The organism is Brevibacterium sp. CCUG 69071 (assembly GCF_021023135.1).
In the GTDB taxonomy this organism is placed as follows: Bacteria; Actinomycetota; Actinomycetes; order Actinomycetales; family Brevibacteriaceae; genus Brevibacterium.
Genome location: NZ_PGFV01000007.1, coordinates 115253 through 132563, shown reverse-complemented (window position 1 = coordinate 132563; position 17311 = coordinate 115253). Strand labels below are relative to the sequence as shown.

12 protein-coding genes are annotated in these 17311 nt (G+C 66.6%); 7 read left to right on the top strand and 5 right to left on the bottom strand.

Annotated elements, in window-relative coordinates; all coding sequences use genetic code 11:
- Window positions 1-32: 32 nt before the first annotated feature.
- Window positions 33-395, top strand: a complete 363-nt coding sequence (locus tag CV023_RS16755) for a VOC family protein (RefSeq protein ID WP_230747979.1) — start codon at window positions 33-35, stop codon at window positions 393-395.
- Window positions 396-467: 72 nt separating this feature from the next.
- On the opposite strand, the gene CV023_RS16750 is transcribed toward CV023_RS16755, so the two are convergent.
- A complete protein-coding gene (locus CV023_RS16750) occupies window positions 468-1901 on the bottom strand; it encodes an MFS transporter (RefSeq protein WP_230747977.1) in 1434 nt (477 codons plus the stop codon).
- Between the two features lie 246 nt (window positions 1902-2147).
- On the opposite strand from CV023_RS16750, the gene CV023_RS16745 reads away from it, so the two are divergent.
- The 3 genes from CV023_RS16745 to CV023_RS16735 all read left to right on the top strand — a co-directional run bounded on the left by CV023_RS16745 (window position 2148) and on the right by CV023_RS16735 (window position 6111).
- A complete protein-coding gene (locus CV023_RS16745; RefSeq protein ID WP_230747975.1) occupies window positions 2148-2720 on the top strand; it encodes a HutD family protein in 573 nt (190 codons plus the stop codon).
- A 248-nt stretch (window positions 2721-2968) separates the two neighbouring features.
- Window positions 2969-4378, top strand: a complete 1410-nt coding sequence (locus CV023_RS16740; protein ID WP_230747973.1) for a hypothetical protein — start codon at window positions 2969-2971, stop codon at window positions 4376-4378.
- A 248-nt stretch (window positions 4379-4626) separates the two neighbouring features.
- Window positions 4627-6111, top strand: coding sequence for a catalase (locus CV023_RS16735; protein ID WP_230747971.1), 1485 nt, complete (start codon window positions 4627-4629; stop codon window positions 6109-6111).
- An 87-nt stretch (window positions 6112-6198) separates the two neighbouring features.
- On the opposite strand, the gene CV023_RS16730 is transcribed toward CV023_RS16735, so the two are convergent.
- Entirely contained in the window at window positions 6199-8133 is a 1935-nt protein-coding gene (locus CV023_RS16730) for an aconitate hydratase (protein ID WP_230747970.1), read from the bottom strand.
- Between the two features lie 213 nt (window positions 8134-8346).
- Here CV023_RS16730 and CV023_RS16725 point away from each other — a divergent pair, with 213 nt between their 5' ends.
- Complete coding sequence (locus CV023_RS16725; RefSeq protein WP_230747969.1) at window positions 8347-9219, top strand: DNA-formamidopyrimidine glycosylase family protein; 873 nt, start codon at window positions 8347-8349, stop codon at window positions 9217-9219.
- 89 nt (window positions 9220-9308) lie between these two features.
- Complete coding sequence (locus CV023_RS16720; RefSeq protein WP_230747968.1) at window positions 9309-10259, top strand: aldo/keto reductase; 951 nt, start codon at window positions 9309-9311, stop codon at window positions 10257-10259.
- 33 nt (window positions 10260-10292) lie between these two features.
- Here CV023_RS16720 and CV023_RS16715 read toward each other — a convergent pair whose 3' ends face one another.
- Window positions 10293-10781, bottom strand: a complete 489-nt coding sequence (locus CV023_RS16715; protein ID WP_230747967.1) for an Lrp/AsnC family transcriptional regulator — start codon at window positions 10779-10781, stop codon at window positions 10293-10295.
- Window positions 10782-11071: 290 nt separating this feature from the next.
- Here CV023_RS16715 and CV023_RS16710 point away from each other — a divergent pair, with 290 nt between their 5' ends.
- Entirely contained in the window at window positions 11072-13435 is a 2364-nt protein-coding gene (locus CV023_RS16710) for a transketolase-like TK C-terminal-containing protein (protein WP_230748055.1), read from the top strand.
- Between the two features lie 99 nt (window positions 13436-13534).
- Here CV023_RS16710 and CV023_RS16705 read toward each other — a convergent pair whose 3' ends face one another.
- A complete protein-coding gene (locus CV023_RS16705) occupies window positions 13535-15157 on the bottom strand; it encodes a GMC family oxidoreductase (protein ID WP_230747966.1) in 1623 nt (540 codons plus the stop codon).
- 195 nt (window positions 15158-15352) lie between these two features.
- The gene (locus CV023_RS16700) at window positions 15353-17302 is read right to left on the bottom strand and encodes a primary-amine oxidase (protein WP_230747965.1); all 1950 of its coding nucleotides are present in this window, start codon (window positions 17300-17302) and stop codon (window positions 15353-15355) included.
- Window positions 17303-17311: the final 9 nt, after the last annotated feature.

The following is a 17311-nucleotide window of genomic DNA, read 5'->3' as shown; positions in this document are numbered from 1 at the left end:
TCTGCGTCAGTGCCGCGGCGTAGACTCGCATCATGGCTATCGCAAAGCAGCCCGTGGTCGTTCTCGACGCTCCTGATGCAGGCGAACTCGCCAAGTTCTACGGCGAACTCCTCGACTGGACTGTCAACGTCGATGAGGACGGAACCTGGGCAGAGATCACATCCGACTCCTGGCCGCCGATCTGCTTCCAGCAGGTCGAGGACTATCACGCCCCCAGCTGGCCCAGTCAGGCGCACCCGCAGCAGATGCACATCGACGTCATGGTCGATGACCTCGACGTCGCCGAGGCGGCTGTGACTGAACTCGGGGCAGGAAAGGCGGCCGACCAGCCGGGGGAGACCTTCCGCGTCTTCCTCGACCCAGCCGGACACCCGTTCTGCCTGTGCCAGAACTGATGAACTGAGCCGTCGGGGGCCTAGCTCGCCCGGAGGGCCGGTGCCGACGACCCAGATGCTCGCGCCCGGACCTCAGGCGTGCTCGGCCTCGCTGTTGAGCTCCTCGGCGAGGTCCTTCGCCTCCTCCTTCGACGCTGCCGACGGGGTCGAACCCCACAGGGGACGACGATTGCTCTCCGGCACGAAGTGGATGGCGATAAGTCCGACGACTCCGGCCGCCACCAGGTAGACCGCCGGCCACATGAGGAACCCGGTCGCATTGATCAGCGTCGTCATGACGAACGAAGTGGTGCCGCCGAACAGCGAGATCGAGACATTGAACGCGATCGCCAGGGCACCGGCGCGAACCATCGTCGGGAACAGCGACGGCAGAGTCGAGGGCATCGTCGCGCTGAAGCAGATGAGGCTCAGACCCATCACTAGCAGCCCGAGGAAGACGACGACGTCATTGTGACCGCGGATGAGCCACAGGGAGGGGAACGAGAGCACGATGAGCGCAATCGAACCTGTTCTCACCACGGCCTTGCGTCCGACCTTGTCCGAGACCCGTCCGATGATCGGAATGAGACCCAGGCAGGCGGCCATGACGAGGATCTGCAGGATCTGCGAGGTCAGTTCGGAGACCCCGCCGCTGCCCTGGATGTCCTCGACCATCGGGAAATAGAGCGGCATGAACGAGGTGAGCATGTAGTTCGTGACGTTCCAGGCCAGGACCAGTCCGCAGCAGGCGAGCAGGTTCGGCCACAGGGCGAAGATCTTCTTGAACTCGCCCTTGGCATGATTCTTCTGCTCCTCCTGCTCCGACAGCCTCTCCATCTCCTTGTAGGCGGGAGTGTCGGCGAGCTTCGTGCGCAGGTAGACGCCGATGAAGCCGAGCGGCAGGGCGACGAAGAACGGAATCCTCCATCCCCAGGATTCGAGGAATTCCGGGGTGGACGCGGCCTGGATGATCGTGGCGAACAGAGCGCCGAGGACATAGCCGGTGAACGTGCCGACTTCGAGCAGGCTGCCGAGGAACCCGCGCCGCCGGTCCGGAGCGTATTCAGCGATGAAGGTCATCGCATTGCTGTACTCGCCGCCGGTCGAGAAGCCCTGCAGCAGTCGGCAGGCGAGCAGCAGGAACGGCGCCCACAGACCCACGGTCGCGTAGTCGGGGATGACACCGATGAGGAATGTGCCCGCGGCCATCATGATCATCGTGATCGCGAGGACCTTGTTGCGGCCGATCTTGTCGGCCAGGGGACCGAAGAAGAGACCTCCGAGGGGGCGGACGAGGAAGGCGACGGCGAAGAGACCGGCGACGATGATATGGCCGATGGGGCCCGAATCCTTCGGCAGGAAGATGCCCTCGATGACGACCGCCAGATAGCCGTAGACGCCGAAATCGTACCATTCGGTGATGTTGCCGATGGCCGCGGCGCCGATCGCCCGCTTGGTCACATCGGGCTTGGTCACGGTGATCTCTTCCGGACGCCACCGGCGCCGGACATTGTCTGGACCGAACATGTGCTTCCCTCCCTGCTGATGTCGTGAGAGGCACACGAGAACAGTCGTTCAGGGAACCGAGAATCATGCGCGGTCGAACCCGGCATGCCCCTCGCGATTGTGAAGATCGCTCGTGCGATCGTCCGAGTCGCCCCGACCGAAAGCACCACTCAAGGCTAGTCCTCTCAGCTCCTATGGCAAGTCCTCTTCCTCTTCCGGGATCTTCTCCGACCGCAGGAGCGCTGATCTCGCGGCTACAGTGAACCCATGCGCGTGCTCACTTCGTTTCACGAACTCTCACCCGTCCCCTGGGCCAACGGCGCCGGAGAGACGACCGAGCTGGTCTCGCTCGCCGACTCCGTGGCGCTGACCCCCGGACTGCGGCGCTGGCGGCTGAGCATCGCAGCACTTGAAATGCCAGGCCGGTTCTCCTCCCTGCCGGGGATGGCGCGATCGTTCCTTCCCACCGCCGAGGTGGTCCTCGAGATCGATGGACGTGTGCACCGGGTGGAACCGCGGCAGGTCCTCCGCTTCCACGGCGAGCAGGAGGTCACTCTCCTCGAACTGTCCCGCCCATGCCATGCGGTCAACCTCATGGTCGCCGATGCCGATGCCGATGCCGATGCCGATGCCGACGCTGATGCTGTGGCGAGCGGCGGTGCAGCGGCCGCAGCGATGCGGCTCTCAATCGACAGCGATATCGACAGTGATGCTGCGGTCGGACGGCACCGCTTCGCCGTGACCCTCGACGAGGTCCCCGGATACTCTCGCTTCCAGCTGCTCGAACTCGAGGCCGCCGAGGTGTTGCCAGCGGGGCTCGGCGCGGTCATCCTGCACTGAGGCGATACCGACTCGCAGAGCTGCCGCGCACGGCGGGCTCCCGCGGCGACCTCGTACCCGTGATCCGAGCCTGAGGAAATGGTGCGAGTCGACTGTCCTCTGCGTCACACGAACCGACGTCCTTACTGGTCAGAGACGCCATTGGCGGTCGCGGCCATCAGCGGACTCTCAGCCTCGACGAGGGCGGGTCAGGGTGTCCGAACATTGCCGTCGCATACTGGTTCGAAGCACGGGCTTTTGGAGGAACATTGGCATCGAATCAGGGCGAATCAAACACACCGAACAAACGGGGAGACGAGCAGGGAACCACGGACGCTGAGAATGCAGCGCAGCACTCTCAGACGCTTCCGCTCATCACCGAGGAACTCGCCGCCACCCAGCACACCGGACAGTCCGGGGCCGACTCGACGACCCCGACCCAGCATGTGACGACCCCGGTGATGCCCCCGAATCCGATTCGCCGGGACGACGTGTCCCGAACCGCCGCGCTGTCGCGCACCTCCCCGACACCACCATCCGCTCATGCGGGCGACGCGGTCCAGACGGCCGAGGCCCAGCCGCAGGAGTCCGACGGCAAGGACGAGAAGAAGAGCGAAGGCCGGATCTCGGCCACGCAGCTGCTCGCCGGTGCCGGTGCCGCGGCCACCTCCTCGGTGATCGGCGGACAGCTCGGCGTGGCCGGCACCGTCGTCGGTGCCGGTGTTGCGAGCATCGTCACCGGTCTGGCCGTGACCCTCTACAGTCGCAGCCTCGACAAGGGCAAAGAGAAGATCAAGGAAGTCGGGCAGAAGCTCGCCCCGGCGGTCAAGGCCCAAGCCGGAGCCGTGAACCGGAGAACGGGCGTCGACGATGCGACCCTCGTCGACGCCCGACCCCTGAACGCGGCGGGCGGCCGACCGGCGGACGAGCCCGGGGGAGGGACCGCCTCGGCGGAATTCCCCGCAGCCGCTGCCGCCGGAACCGAGCCCCAGGACTCCGAGCCGGCAACGGCGGTCGACGACGACGATGAGACGCAGTCCTGGTGGCAGAAGCTGCGGCGCAAGCGGGTGCTCTACCCGCTGACGATCGGCGTTGCCGCCTTCGGCATCGGCCTCGGCGCAGTCGTCATGGCCGAATCCTTCACCGACGCCGACATCTCTCCGGGCACATCGGAGATCTCCCGCTCTGTGTCTGGGAACTCGAGCAGCGGCGACGAGACCGGGACAAGCGAGGACGGCGGCAGCTCCGCAGATTCGGGATCGTCCGGTTCAGGATCCGGCTCGGGAGAGAACGCGAATCAGGGCGGTAGCGAGAACTCGACGTCGAGCGAGGGAGAGTCCACCTCGGCGGGTGAGGACACCTCAGGGTCGACGAGCACCGGCGAACAGGCCGAACAGGGCACCGACGCAAGCTCGAGGTCGAATGCGGACACCAGCGGATCGACCACATCGGAGGGATCCAGCCAGGGCAGTACCGACTCGTCCAGCGGCGGCACCGACTCCTCGAGCGGAAGCTCGAGCTCCTCGGGATCGTCCTCGGCCGGTGGGTCGTCCTCGAGCTCCGGGTCCGGCAGCTCCGGATCCTCGGGGTCGGGCAGCGGTTCCGGCAGCGGCTCGGGAGGCTCCGGCAGCGGCTCCGGCGGCGGAAGCGCGGGCGGCTCAGCCTCGGCGCAGGGGTGACCTGATCGACTCCGGATTCGGGAATGAGGGCAGGGTGGCCTTGGTTGTACTGGGTGGAGAACCTGGCTAGCGTGAAAATCAGCTCCGACGGCCGTCCCCAAGATGGTCGTCGATGCCGGGAAATCGATATCAGGTGAGTGGCGTACGGCCCTCCGTCTCATCACACGAGGATGAGTGATTTTCAGCGTGTGACGAGACGCCGTGGTCTTGAGCCGCCATCCTGCGCCCAAGTGGTTGAAGGAGATGCAATGACGTTACACACCGATCATGAATACCCAGGACACGACAGCAAGAAGCCCTCGACGACCGAAACCGGTGCCCGGAGGGAATCCGACGCCCATTCGCTGAGCGTCGGAAACGACGGTCCGCTTCTCCTCCACGATGTCGCCCTCGTCGAGAAGCTCGCCCGCTTCGACCGGGAGCGGGTGCCCGAGCGCAGCCCGCACGCGAAGGGTTCGGGAGCATTCGGCGAACTCGAGATCACCGCAGACCTCTCCGCTTACACGAAGGCGGATTTCCTGCAGCAGGGCAAGAAGACCCCGATGCTCGCCCGTTTCTCCACCGTCGCCGGCGAACTCGGCTCACCGGACTCCTGGCGTGACGTGCGCGGATTCGCGCTGAAGTTCTACACCGAAGAAGGCAACTTCGACATGGTGGGCAACAACACGCCCATCTTCTTCGTCCGCGATCCGATGAAGTTCCCCGACTTCATCCACTCGCAGAAGCGCACCCCCGATTCGGGCCTGCGCAGCAACAACATGCAGTGGGACTTCTGGTCGCTCTCGCCCGAGTCGGCCCATCAGGTCTCCTACCTCATGGGACCGCGCGGTCTGCCGAAGACCTGGCGGAACATGAACGGCTACTCCTCGCACACCTACATGTGGGTCAATGCCGAGGGTGAGAAGTTCTGGGTCCAGTACCACTTCCACACCGATCAGGGCGTGGAGAACATGAGCAACGAGGAAGCCGGGAAGATGGCCGGGGAGGACGCGGACATGCACCGCCGCGATCTGTTCGACGCGATCGAACGCGGCGACTACCCGTCCTGGACCGTCAACGTCCAGATCATGCCCTACGAAGAGGCGAAGACCTACCGGTTCAATCCCTTCGACCTGACGAAGACCTGGTCGAAGAAGGACTACCCGCTCGTGGAGATCGGCAGGTTCACCCTCAACGAGAACCCGTCGAACCACTTCGCACAGATCGAGCAGGCGGCCTTCAGCCCCTCGAACACCGTGCCCGGTACCGGAATCTCACCTGACAAGATGCTCATGGGCCGCGTGTTCTCCTACCCGGATGCGCAGCGCAACCGGATCGGCACGAACTACAACCAGCTGCCGGTCAACGCACCCGTAACGAAGACGAACGCGTACGACAAGGAGGGGCAGATGGAATACCACCACTCGGGCAACGCGCCGGTCTACGCCCCGAACTCGTACGGACGCGCCTACCAGGAAGAACAGGGCCCGGTCGACAACGGCTGGGAATCTGACGGCGAACTCGTCCGCAGCGCCTACACCCTCCACGCCGAGGATGACGACTTCGGCCAGGCACACACCCTGGTCCGCGGGGTCTACTCCGAAGAGGAGCGTCAAGGTCTCATCGAGACCGTCGTCGGAATGCTCCAGGACGGGGTCGAAGAGCCGGTGCTGACCAACGTGTTCACGTACTGGAAGAACATCGACGCCGAGGTGGGTCAGGCCATCGAGGACAAGTACCGCTCCGAGAGCTGAGCCTCGAACCTCGCGCTTCCAACTGCTACCCGACGGGCGCCCAGATACCTCGCGCCAGGTATCTGGGCGCCCGTCAGGTAGCTGGGGTCAGCCTTCTTTCGCAGCCCGCTGGGCGATGCGACCGCCCGCGAGGACCATCTCGACCTGCCTGGGCGAGAGGCCATGGCGGAAGGAGAACTTCCGACCGTCCGCCTCGGCGGTGATCGTCTCTCCTCGGCCCAATTCCTCGCGCAGCCTGCGGAACTCCAGCACATCGCCCTGGGACAGAGCGTCGTAGTCGTCCTCCGCGGCGAATTCGAGGGCGAGGACCCCGAAGTTCGCGAGGTTCTGCCAGTGGATGCGTGCCAAGGACTTCGCAACCACCACGCGCAGACCGAGGTAGCGCGGCGCGATGACAGCGTGTTCGCGCGATGATCCCTGACCGTAGTTCTCCCCGCCGATGATCGCGTGCCCGCCCTCGTGCTCGGCCGCACGTTTGGCGTAGGTGTCGTCGACCTGGATGTAGACGAACTCGGAGATCTTCGGAATGTTCGACCGGTACGGCAGCACACGAGAACCGGCCGGCATGATCTCATCGGTGGACACATCGTCGCCGACCTTGAGCAGGATCTCGAGGTCGATGTCGTCGGGCAGCGGATCGAACTCGGGGAGGGTCGAGATGTTCGAGCCCTTGACGAGTTCGACCTCCCTGGCCTCCTCGATCGGCAGGGGCGGAACGAGCATGGAGCGATTGGCGGAGAATCGCTCGGGCAGTCGCACCTGCGGGTAGTCCATGTCGAGGTCACGGGGATCGGTGATCCTGCCGGTGAGTGCCGCGGCGGCCGCGGTCTCCGGTGAGCAGAGCCAGACGGCGTCCTCGTCCGTGCCCGAACGGCCCGGGAAGTTCCGCGGCATGGTGCGCAGGCTGTTGCGGCCCACTGCCGGGGCCTCGCCCATGCCGATGCAGCCCATGCAGCCGGACTGGTGGATGCGCGCTCCCGAGCCGACGAGCGAGGTCAGCCAGCCGCCGGCGATGAGGTCGGCGAGGATCTCCCGTGAGGTCGGGTTGACGTCGAGGGAGACCTGGCCGTGGATCTGCCGGTCGGCCAGCGTCTCGGCGACGACGGCGAAGTCACGCAGCCCGGGGTTCGCCGAGGATCCGATGACCACCTGGAAGACGTCCTCACCGGTGACCTCGCGGACGGGGCGGACGTTGCCGGGAGAGGACGGTGCCGCGATGAGAGGTTCGAGCTGCGAGAGATCGATCGAATCGTGCAGATCGTACTCGGCTCCCTCGTCGGCGACGATGCGGGTGAAGTCAACGGCGCGGTCACTGGCCGTCAGATAGTCCTTGACCGCGTCATCGGCGGGAAAGACGGTGGCCGTGGCCCCGAGCTCAGCGCCCATATTCGCGATGACATGGCGATCCATGGCCGTCAGAGATTCCAGGCCCTCGCCGTAGTACTCGATGATCTTGCCGACTCCGCCCTTGACGCCGTGGCGGCGCAGCATCTCGAGGATGACGTCCTTCGCCGAGACCCAGTCCGGGAGCCGGCCGGTGAGCTCGACGCCCATGACCTGCGGGGAGCTGATGTAGAGCGGTTCCCCGGCCATGGACATGGCGATCTCGAGCCCGCCGACACCGATCGCCAGCATGCCCAGAGCCCCGGCCGCGCAGGTGTGGGAGTCCGAACCGATGAGCGTGGTCCCCGGCCTGCCGAAGCGCGACTGGTGCACCGGATGGGAGACGCCGTTGCCGGCCGGGGAGAACCACAGGCCGTAGCGCTGCGCCGCCGAGCGCAGGAACATATGGTCCTCGGGGTTCTTCTCATCGGTCTGCAGCAGGTTGTGATCGACGTACTGGACGGAGGTGTCCGTCCGGATCCGGTCGAGTCCCAGAGCTTCGAGCTCGAGCATCACGAGTGTGCCCGTCGCGTCCTGGGTCAGGGTCTGATCGATGCGGATGCCGATTTCGCCGCCGGGTTCGAACGTCCCGGACTCGAGGTGCGAATCGATGAGCTTCTGAGCGACATTCTCAGCCATAGCGACCTCCTTCGGCGGCATCGACGCCACCTCGTGGTCCTTCCACGCTAGACCCGAGCGCGGGCACGGACAAGCCAGGTGACCCTGTCCTCCCACCGCCGTTCGTTCTCCGGTGACAGTGACACCGGCACACAGGAACACGCGCACACGGATGCGCGGATGACGCTGACGACCGAACACGGATGACGCGGATGATCGAGTACGGATGCGCGGATGACCGAGCAGGAGCATACTGGAGTCATGCCGGAGCTGCCCGAGATCGACGCACTCGTCGACTTCCTGCGCCCGCGCCTGACCGGGGACTTCATCGAACGCGCCCTCGTCGGCGAGCTGAGCATCCTCAAGACCGTCGATCCTCCGCTGGAGGCGATCGCCGGATTGGAGATCACCGGGTTGCGCCGCGTCGGCAAGGCCCTCATCCTCGAATTCGAGGGTCTCAGTCTCGTCTGCCGATTCGCTCGCATGGGCTGGCTGACCTTGCACGACGAGGTGCCGCTGACTCCGGTGAAGATGGGGAAGGGGCCCTTGGGTCTGCGTCTCCGCCTGGCCTCGGGAGCCGGGGTCGACATCGTGGAGCAAGGCACGAAGAAGAACGCCTCGGTGGCCCTGGTGACCGATCCGACCGAAGTCGCCGCCATCGCCGAGGCTGGTCCCGATGCGCTGAGCATTGACGTCGAGGAGTTCACCCGAGTCCTCAAGGGCTCGACCTCGCGGATCAAGACCGTTCTCGAGGACCAGAGGCTCATCAGCGGCATCGGCAACGCCTACTCCGACGAGATCCTCCACGCCGCCACGCTCTCCCCGTTCGCCGCGGCGAACGCCGTCGACGCCCCCGCCCTGCACGAGGTGGTCAGACAAGTGCTCGGCGACGCACGGGAGACACTCACCGGACTGCCACCTGGAAAGATCAAGGCGGCGAAGAAACGCGGATTCGCCGTCCACTCACGCGCCGGGCAGGTCTGCCCGGTGTGCGGGTCGACCATCGCCGAGGTGTCCTTCGCCGAGAAATCGCTGCAGTACTGTCCCGGCTGTCAGACCGGCGGGAAGAAGCTCAGTGACCGCAGAATGGACCGCCTGCTCAAGTGAGGGTCCCACCTGCTGAAACAGGGAAATAATCGCCGCCGGCCCTTCGTTGTCTCCGATGACCGAGACGACCATGGACTCGAAGGAGCGAGATGACGCAGCACAGCCAGATCCCGGGAACCGACCTGAGCATCTTCCCGATCAGCCTTGGCACCAACACCTTCGGCTGGACCGCCGACGAGACCGAATCCCGCGCCGTCCTCGACGCGTTCGTCGCCGCCGGCGGCAACTTCCTCGACACCGCCGAGTCCTATCCCGCCTGGGTGCCGGGCAACACCGGCCGTGAGTCCGAGACGATCATCGGCACGTGGCTGGCTGCGCGCGGCAACCGCGAAGACATCGTGCTCGCCACGAAGGTCGGTGACCATCCCGACCACAAGACTCAGGACCCTGCCTACATCCGCACCGCCATCGACGCCTCCCTGCAGCGCCTGCAGACCGACCACGTCGACCTCTACTACGCCCACCGGGACGATGAGGTCACCCCCATCGCCGAGGTGGCCCGCGTCTTCGACGAGATCGTCCGTTCCGGAAAGGCCCGGTATGCGGCCGTGTCCAACTACTCGCCTCAGCGCCTGGGCGAATGGCTCGAGGTTGCCGAGGCGGAGGGCCTGACGAAACCCGTCGCCATCCAGCCCCAGTACAGCCTCGTCTTCCGCAGGGAATACGAGAACGAGCTCGCGCCTCTGGCACGCGAGCACAACCTCGGCGTGTTCACCTACTTCAGTCTCGCCGCCGGTTTCCTCACCGGCAAGTACCGCACCGAGGCCGACCTCGAAGGTGCGAGCCGCGGCGGCATGGTCCAGGGCTACTTCAAGGCCGACGGGCTCACGACCGTCGACGAACTCCTCGCCGTCGCGCGGGCCCACGATGCGGCACCGGCGACGGCGGCACTGGCCTGGCTGCTCGCCAAGGGCGCGACCGCGCCGATCGTCTCGGCACGCACGCCGGGCCAGCTCGACGCCCTCATGGCCGCCCCGACCCTCGAGCTCAGCGCCGAGGAGGTCGCCCGCCTCGATCGGGCCTCGGCCGCCTTCGCCTGAGCCGAGGACCGTCGCCGCTGGGGCGAGCGGCTGTCAGCTGCTTTCGATCGTGCGGTGGAGCAGCGGAGTCACCCGGTAGCGGACCATCTGCTTCATCGTCACCAGGGTCCGAGTCCGCTTGACCCCGGGGATGGCGAGGATACGGCCGGCGATGCGGTAGAGATCGTCCGTGTCCCGGGCGACGACCTGGATGAGCGTATCGGCCGTGCCGGAGACGCCGATGACCTCGAGCACCTCGGGGATCCGGCCGAGTTCGTCACCGACCTCGTCGAGTCGTGACTGTTTGAGGTTGGCCATCACATGCGCGCGCAGCGGATAGCCGAGTGCCGCGGCGTCGACGCGATGATCGAAGGGATGCAGCCCCTCGGCCTCGAGCCGACTCAGCCGCGCCTGGGCGGTGTTGCGGGCAGCGCGCACCCGGTGGGCTATGCCGGCCACGGTCGCCCGCGGCTCGCGCACGAGTTCGAGAAGGATCTTCGCATCGAGGGCATCGGCGATTCTGCGCTGCCTGGCTCCGGGCATGGGGCACCAACTTCCGTGAACGAAACTGTTACTCAACGATAGGTCACGTTGTACGAAATTGAGCAATGTGCTCAGTTTCGATTCTGAGTATTGAGCACTCCGCGCAGATCTGTTTGGATCCTGATTACACTGATCGGCATCCTGATCGGTGCCCCGCCGACCGATCCCGTTGGCGAACTTTCGGGCGACCCCGCCCTCGGTGTGCAGGTCCACGCGCGACACATCGCGTTGGACCTGCACACGAACCCGGGGCCCAGCATGCCAGTTTCGAGGAGGAAACCGTGTCCGCCATCGCCCGTCCGGAGCACCCAGCCGCACCCGCACCCGCACCCGCCGATCTCGCCGCACTCGAGGAGATCCACGACCGCCTCCTGTGGCTGGCGACCTCGATCATCCACCACGCCAATCGCGTCCGCCCCAACCGCAGCGGCCTCAAAGTCGGCGGCCACCAAGCCTCGTGTGCGTCGATCGCCTCGATCATGACCGCTCTGTGGTTCCACGAGCTCGGGCCCGAGGACCGCGTGAGCATCAAACCGCACGCCGGTCCCGTCTGGCACGCCATCAACTACCTCTTCGGCGACCTCGACGAGACGCAGATGACGAGCCTGCGCGCCTTCGGCGGTCTCCAAAGCTACCCGAGCCGCACCAAGGACCCGGTCCCAGCCGACTATTCGACGGGCTCCGTCGGCATCGGGGCGACCGCTCCGATCTGGGGCGCCGTCGCCCGCCGCTACGTCGACTCCGGTCTGCGGCCCATTGGCACCGGCCGTCAGTACTCACTCGTCGGCGACGCCGAACTCGACGAAGGAGCGGTGTGGGAAGCCGTCAACGATCCCGGGGTCAAACACCTCGGCGAGATCGTGTGGATCGTCGACCTCAACCGGCAGTCGCTCGACCGCATCGTCCCCGACATCGCGGCCGGTCGGATCGAAGCGATGTTCGACGCCGCCGGCTGGCAGGTCATCACGGTCAAGTTCGGTCGGCTGCTCGAGGAACTGTTCTTACAGGAGGATGGGACGGCGCTGCGCACCCGCATCCTGACGATGTCGAACCCCGAATATCAGCGGATCCTGCGCTGCACTCCCGCGCAGCTGCGTGAGCGTCTGCCCGGCGAGGGCGAGGACGCGGGAAGCCTGCGCGCCCTCATTGACGACCTCGATGACGACACGCTGCTGGCCGCGATCAGGAACCTCGGCGGGCATGACATTCCGACGTTGCTCGAGGCCTTCGCACGGATCGATGACACCCGACCGAGTGTGATCATCGCCTACACGATCAAGGGACACGGGCTCCCGAGCTCCGGGCATCCGCAGAACCACTCGGCGCTCATCGACGAGGCCGAGTATGCCCAGCTGGCCAGTCGAGTCGGCCAAGACCCGCAGCGGCCCTGGGCCCGGTTCGTCCCCGGAACTCCCGCCGAACGTCTCGTCACGGCGGCCGCCCGACGTCTCAAGCGCACGGACTTCGCGCCGACCCCGGCGGTGGACCTGCCGCGGGACCTGGGCAGGTCACACAAAGGCACCTCCTCGTCACAGGCGGCGCTCGGGCGGGTCCTCATGGACCTCAGTCGGCAGTCCCCGGAGACGGCCCGCCGGGTCGTCACCGTCAGCCCCGATGTGTCCTCAACGACCAACCTCGGCGGATGGGTCAACAAGGTCGGGGTGTGGAGTGCGGACGCGGCGAGGAACTGGTTCGCCGATGATTCGGAGACGATTCTGCAGTGGAACGAATCGGCGACCGGCCAGCACATGGAGCTCGGCATCGCCGAGACCAACCTCGTCGGCCTCCTCGGCGAACTCGGTGCGACTTGGAGTCGGTGGGGCGAACCGCTGTTCCCTATCGGCGTGATGTACGACCCGTTCGTCAATCGCGCGCTCGAGCCGTGGACCTTCGGCATCTACGCCGGTGGGCAGTCGATCCTCGTCGGGACTCCTTCGGGTGTCACGCTCGCCCCGGAGGGCGGTGCTCACCAGTCGATCACGACCCCTTCGACGGGGCTCGAGGTGCCCGGTCTGATCACCTACGAACCCGCGTTCGCCCAGGACGTCGAGTGGACGCTGCTCCATGCCATGGCGCAGATGGGCAGGCCCGGCGGAGAGTCGGCCTACCTGCGTCTGTCCACGCGCGGGGTCGACCAGTCGCTGGCGGCTGTGCCCGCCGATCCCGCCGCCCGTGAGCGTCGCCGTCGGCAGGCCGTCGCCGGAGCCTACCGGATTCGGTCGACGGAGCGCACCGTCGTGCGGTTGGTGGGAATGGGGGCGCTGATGACCGAGGTGCTCGCCGCCGCGGACCGTCTCGAGGAGCTCGGGGTTCTTGCGGAGGTCATCTGCGTGACGAGTCCCGGACTGCTCTACCGGGCGCTGCAGTCGAAGCAGCGTCGTGCGCCGGCCGGGGAGGTGGGGACCGACTCGGCGGCCGAGGGGTCGTGGATCCTCGACCAGGTGTTCCCGGCCTCGAGCACCGCGCCGCTGGTCACCGTCGTCGACGGCCACCCGCACACGCTGTCGTTCCTCGCCACGATCAACCGCGTCGAGCACGTGGCCCTCGGGGTCAGCAGCTTCGGGCAGTCCGGTGACATCGACGACGTCTACCGCCATCACGGCATCGACACTGATTCGATCGTCTTCGCCGCCCTCGACGCGGTGCGCGGCTGAGCCCCAACCCTCCCCACTGCTACCTGACGGCGGCCCAGCCACCTGGCGCCAGGTGGCTGGGCCGCCGTCAGGTAGCAGTGGGGAGGATGACTGCGCAGCTCACTGACCGGGCGCGGTGATCCCCTCGACGCTCGAGCCGACCATGGCGGCCGCGGCACGTTCGGCGATCATGATCGTCGGGGCGTTCGTATTGCCCGTGGGCACAAGCGGCATGATCGAGGCGTCGGCGATGCGCAACCCCTCGAGTCCGTGGACCTTGAACGTGGCGGGATCGACGACCGCGGTCTCGTCCCGACCCATCCGGCAGGTCCCGACCTGGTGGTGGTAGGTCACCACAGAACCGCGGACATAGTCCTCGAGATCCTCATCGGCCACCTCGGCGCCGGGGAAGATCTCCTCCGGCTGCCACGATTCCAGGGCCTTCGCGCGACCGATCTGCCGGCACTGGCGCACCGAGGCGACGAGGGCGTCGACGTCGGACTGCTCGGATAGGACGTTCGGGTCGATGATGATCGGGTCCTGCGGATTCGGTCCGCTCAGCGTCACCTCGCCGCGGGATTCGGGTCGGACGAGTCCGCCCTGGAGGGTGAAGGCGCCGCCGGGTCCCGGCCCGATCTGGGCGGCGGGAGCCGAATCCTGGGCATACATCGGCACGGAGAAGAAGAGCGGCTGAGTGTCGGGGACCGGAAGCTCCGGATCTGATTTCCAGAACAGATGCACCTCGGCAGGTGCCACCTCGCCCATCGGCACCTCGGTGTCGCCGGTAGCGAAGACGACGGGCGAGAGCCAGTGATCCTGGAGGTTCTTGCCCACCCCGGGCAGATCGTGGACCGGTTCGACCTCGACCTCACGCAGCTCCTCGGCGGGGCCGATGCCCGAGCGCAGGAGCAGCTCGGGAGACGCCAGGGCGCCCGAGCTGAGAATGACCTCGTCGGCGCTGATCTGACCGGTGCGACCGCGGAAGTCGACCTCGACGCCCGTGACCTGTGTGGTCTCGATGAGCAGGCGGCGGGCGTGCGCGGAGGTGAGGATCGTGAGATTGTCGGCGCCGAGGCGGGGCTTGAGATAGGCGCGCCACGTGTTCAGCCGCTTGCCGTCCCGGACGTTGAGCTGGATCCGGGAGACGCCTTCGACGCAGCCGGAGTTGTAGTCCGGGTTGTAGGCCAGTCCGGTCTGCTCGGCCGCGGCGACCATGTCCTCCTGGAGTCGGTTGCGCGGGTAGTCGATGCGCACATCCATCGGGCCGTCCGTGCCGCGAGTCTCCGTGATCGCCCCGTCGAAGTTCTCGATGGCCGCGAAGACCGGGGACACCTCATCCCAGGACCAGCCGGGGCACCCGGAGTCGACCCACTGCTCGTAGTCCCAGGCGTCGCCGCGGACCCAGATCACGGCGTTGAGCGCATTCGACCCGCCCAGGACCTTGCCGCGCGGCAGATGGATCTTCCGGTTCATCGCGCCGGGCTGCGGAACCGTGTAATAGTCCCAATCCTGAGCCGAATGCCAGATCAGGCCGAGGTTGTTGAGATGGTCGATGTTCGGATTCGTCTCATCCCCGCCGGCCTCGATCAGGCACACCGTCTTCCCGGCATCGATGAGTCGGCGGGTGATCACGCACCCGGCGGATCCGGCGCCGACGACGATGTAGTCGAAGTGTTTGGTGGGCAGTGCGGTGGGGAAGGTGGCGCTCGCCTCGGCGACGGTGCCGGAGTCTGTGATGGTCATGGCGTCAGGCTAGTGAGCCGGGTCACCGCAGCGAAAGGGATCGGCAGCAAATCCGCACGCGTCGCCAATCCAGGCCGCGCACCCACGCACGCATCGTCAATTCCCCACCTCAGTTGAACTCTCAGAACTACCCGGCGGGCGCCCAGCAACCTCGCGCCATGTTGCTGGGCGCCCGTCAGGTAGCAGTGGGAGGGGTCAGCCCTCGCAGCAGTGCCCGCCGGCAGCCGGGGCCGGGACGTCGAGGACGGGGGAGCGGTCGAAGAAGCCCTCCGGCCGCAGCTTGAAGCCGACCGTGTCCACAGGCATGATCGGCCAGTCCTCGACCCGCGGGAAGTGGGTGAGGCCGAAGCTGTGCCAGAGGACGATGTCCTCACCGTCGACGCTGCGATCGGCGGCCGTCCACGCCGGCAGCCCCGCATGCCCCGGGTGCTGATTCGGGAAATCGCCCGTCGGGTAGCGTTCGTCCTCGTGATACTGCGTCACCCACAGTGCCTTCGAGGCGAACGTCGCCCGCCGGTGGATCGAGGAATCCTCGGCCGCGAGCAGCGTCGGCAGCCCTGTGGGATGGAGTTTGTATCCGACCGGTTCGCCGAGGCGGTTGTTCGAGCTCGGGTTCGTGACCACCCAGGTCCGAGCCTTGGACTGGTCGGCGTCGCGTTGGGCTGCCAGCTCCGTGCCCAGCACCGTTCGTGACCGGCTGAACGCATTCCCGCGCGGGTTGTCCGCCGAGCTCGGCAGGCGCACGACATCCTCTTCCTCGACCCGGCACCTGCCGCCGTCGAGGGCGAAGTCGAGACGCGCCCCGAAGAGATGCTGATGGAACGGAGCGCCGAGGCCGGGTGCGATCTCCGAGGCGAAATCGCTCGAGCCGTTCGGCAGCGCCGAGGTGAACACGACGCCGGTCGCCTTGGCCTCGAACTCGATCGTCCCGTCGAGGTAGAGGTACCAGTAGAAGCCGTAGTCGTAGTTGCCGACCGTGGTGAAGAACGAGACCACGAAGCGCCGATTGCGCCGGGTGTAGGCCACCCCGGACCACAGGTCCGAGTGCTTGGCGAGGATCGAGGCGTCCTCCTCGTGCATGCAGATGCCGTTCTTGATCTGCCGCGGCTCGCCGAGGTTGTTCGCCACCCAGGGGGAGAGATAGGTGATGTCGCCGAGGCAGTCGCACCCGAGCTCGAGCGAATTCGCCCACTGCCCGACGAGGTATTCACCGGTGTCGAAGTAGTTCTGCCAGGACCGTACGGGCGAGGGATCCCCGTACGGGACGACCATCTCCGCGATCGCCGCCCGATCGAGGATCCTGCGTCGGCGCTCGCCGTCATCGAAGGCGATGTTGTGGAGGATGAGGCCTTCGCGCATGTCGAAGCCGACGTCGAGCGACCACTTCTCCCACTCGATGTGATTGCCCGCGGTGACTCTGAAGCTCGGGCCCTCGGGTTGGGTGATCTCGATCGGCTTCTGGCTTGTGCGCGGTGGCCCTGTCAGCTCCGGATCCGTGTAGTTGCCGTGCTCGGCGGGGACGGGCACGTCTTCGAGGTCGAGGATCTGATCGACGGTCCGGTTGGTGACATCGACATAGGCGACGAGGCCGTCGATCGGGTGCGCCCACGCCGAATCGGACTTGTGCTGCTGGAGGAAGGCGAGACCGCGCAGGATCCGCCGCCTCGATTCCTCGGGGTACTCGAAGACCCCGGCCGACAGGGGTGCCACCCGCACCTGGTCGAGAGGCAGACCGCGGCGCTCGAGGATCTCCTGCCACCTCGGGTCGGCGGCGAGGACGGCCTCGACGACCTCGAACTCCTCCTCCATGACGGGGAACTCGCCCTCGACGGTGGAGTCCACCTCGGCGACGGAGACCAGCCGGGAATGTGTGGCGGAGACGATGATGTCCTTCGCCGTGCCGGCGGACTTGTCGAGGACGAAGGCGCGGAAACGGCGGTCCGCCTCGGCGGTGATCTGCTCGGCCCGACCCGCACCTCGGACGGGATCGAGCAGACCGACATAGGCCAGGCGTGCGGTCTTGGGGAACTCGCCCGCCTCCCGCAGTGCCGCGGTCACGGTCGCGATCTCGGACTCGGTGGGCAGGGAGAACGCGGTGAGAGCGGTGGGAGCAGCCACCTCGGCGGATCCGGAATGGCAGGACATATGTGCACC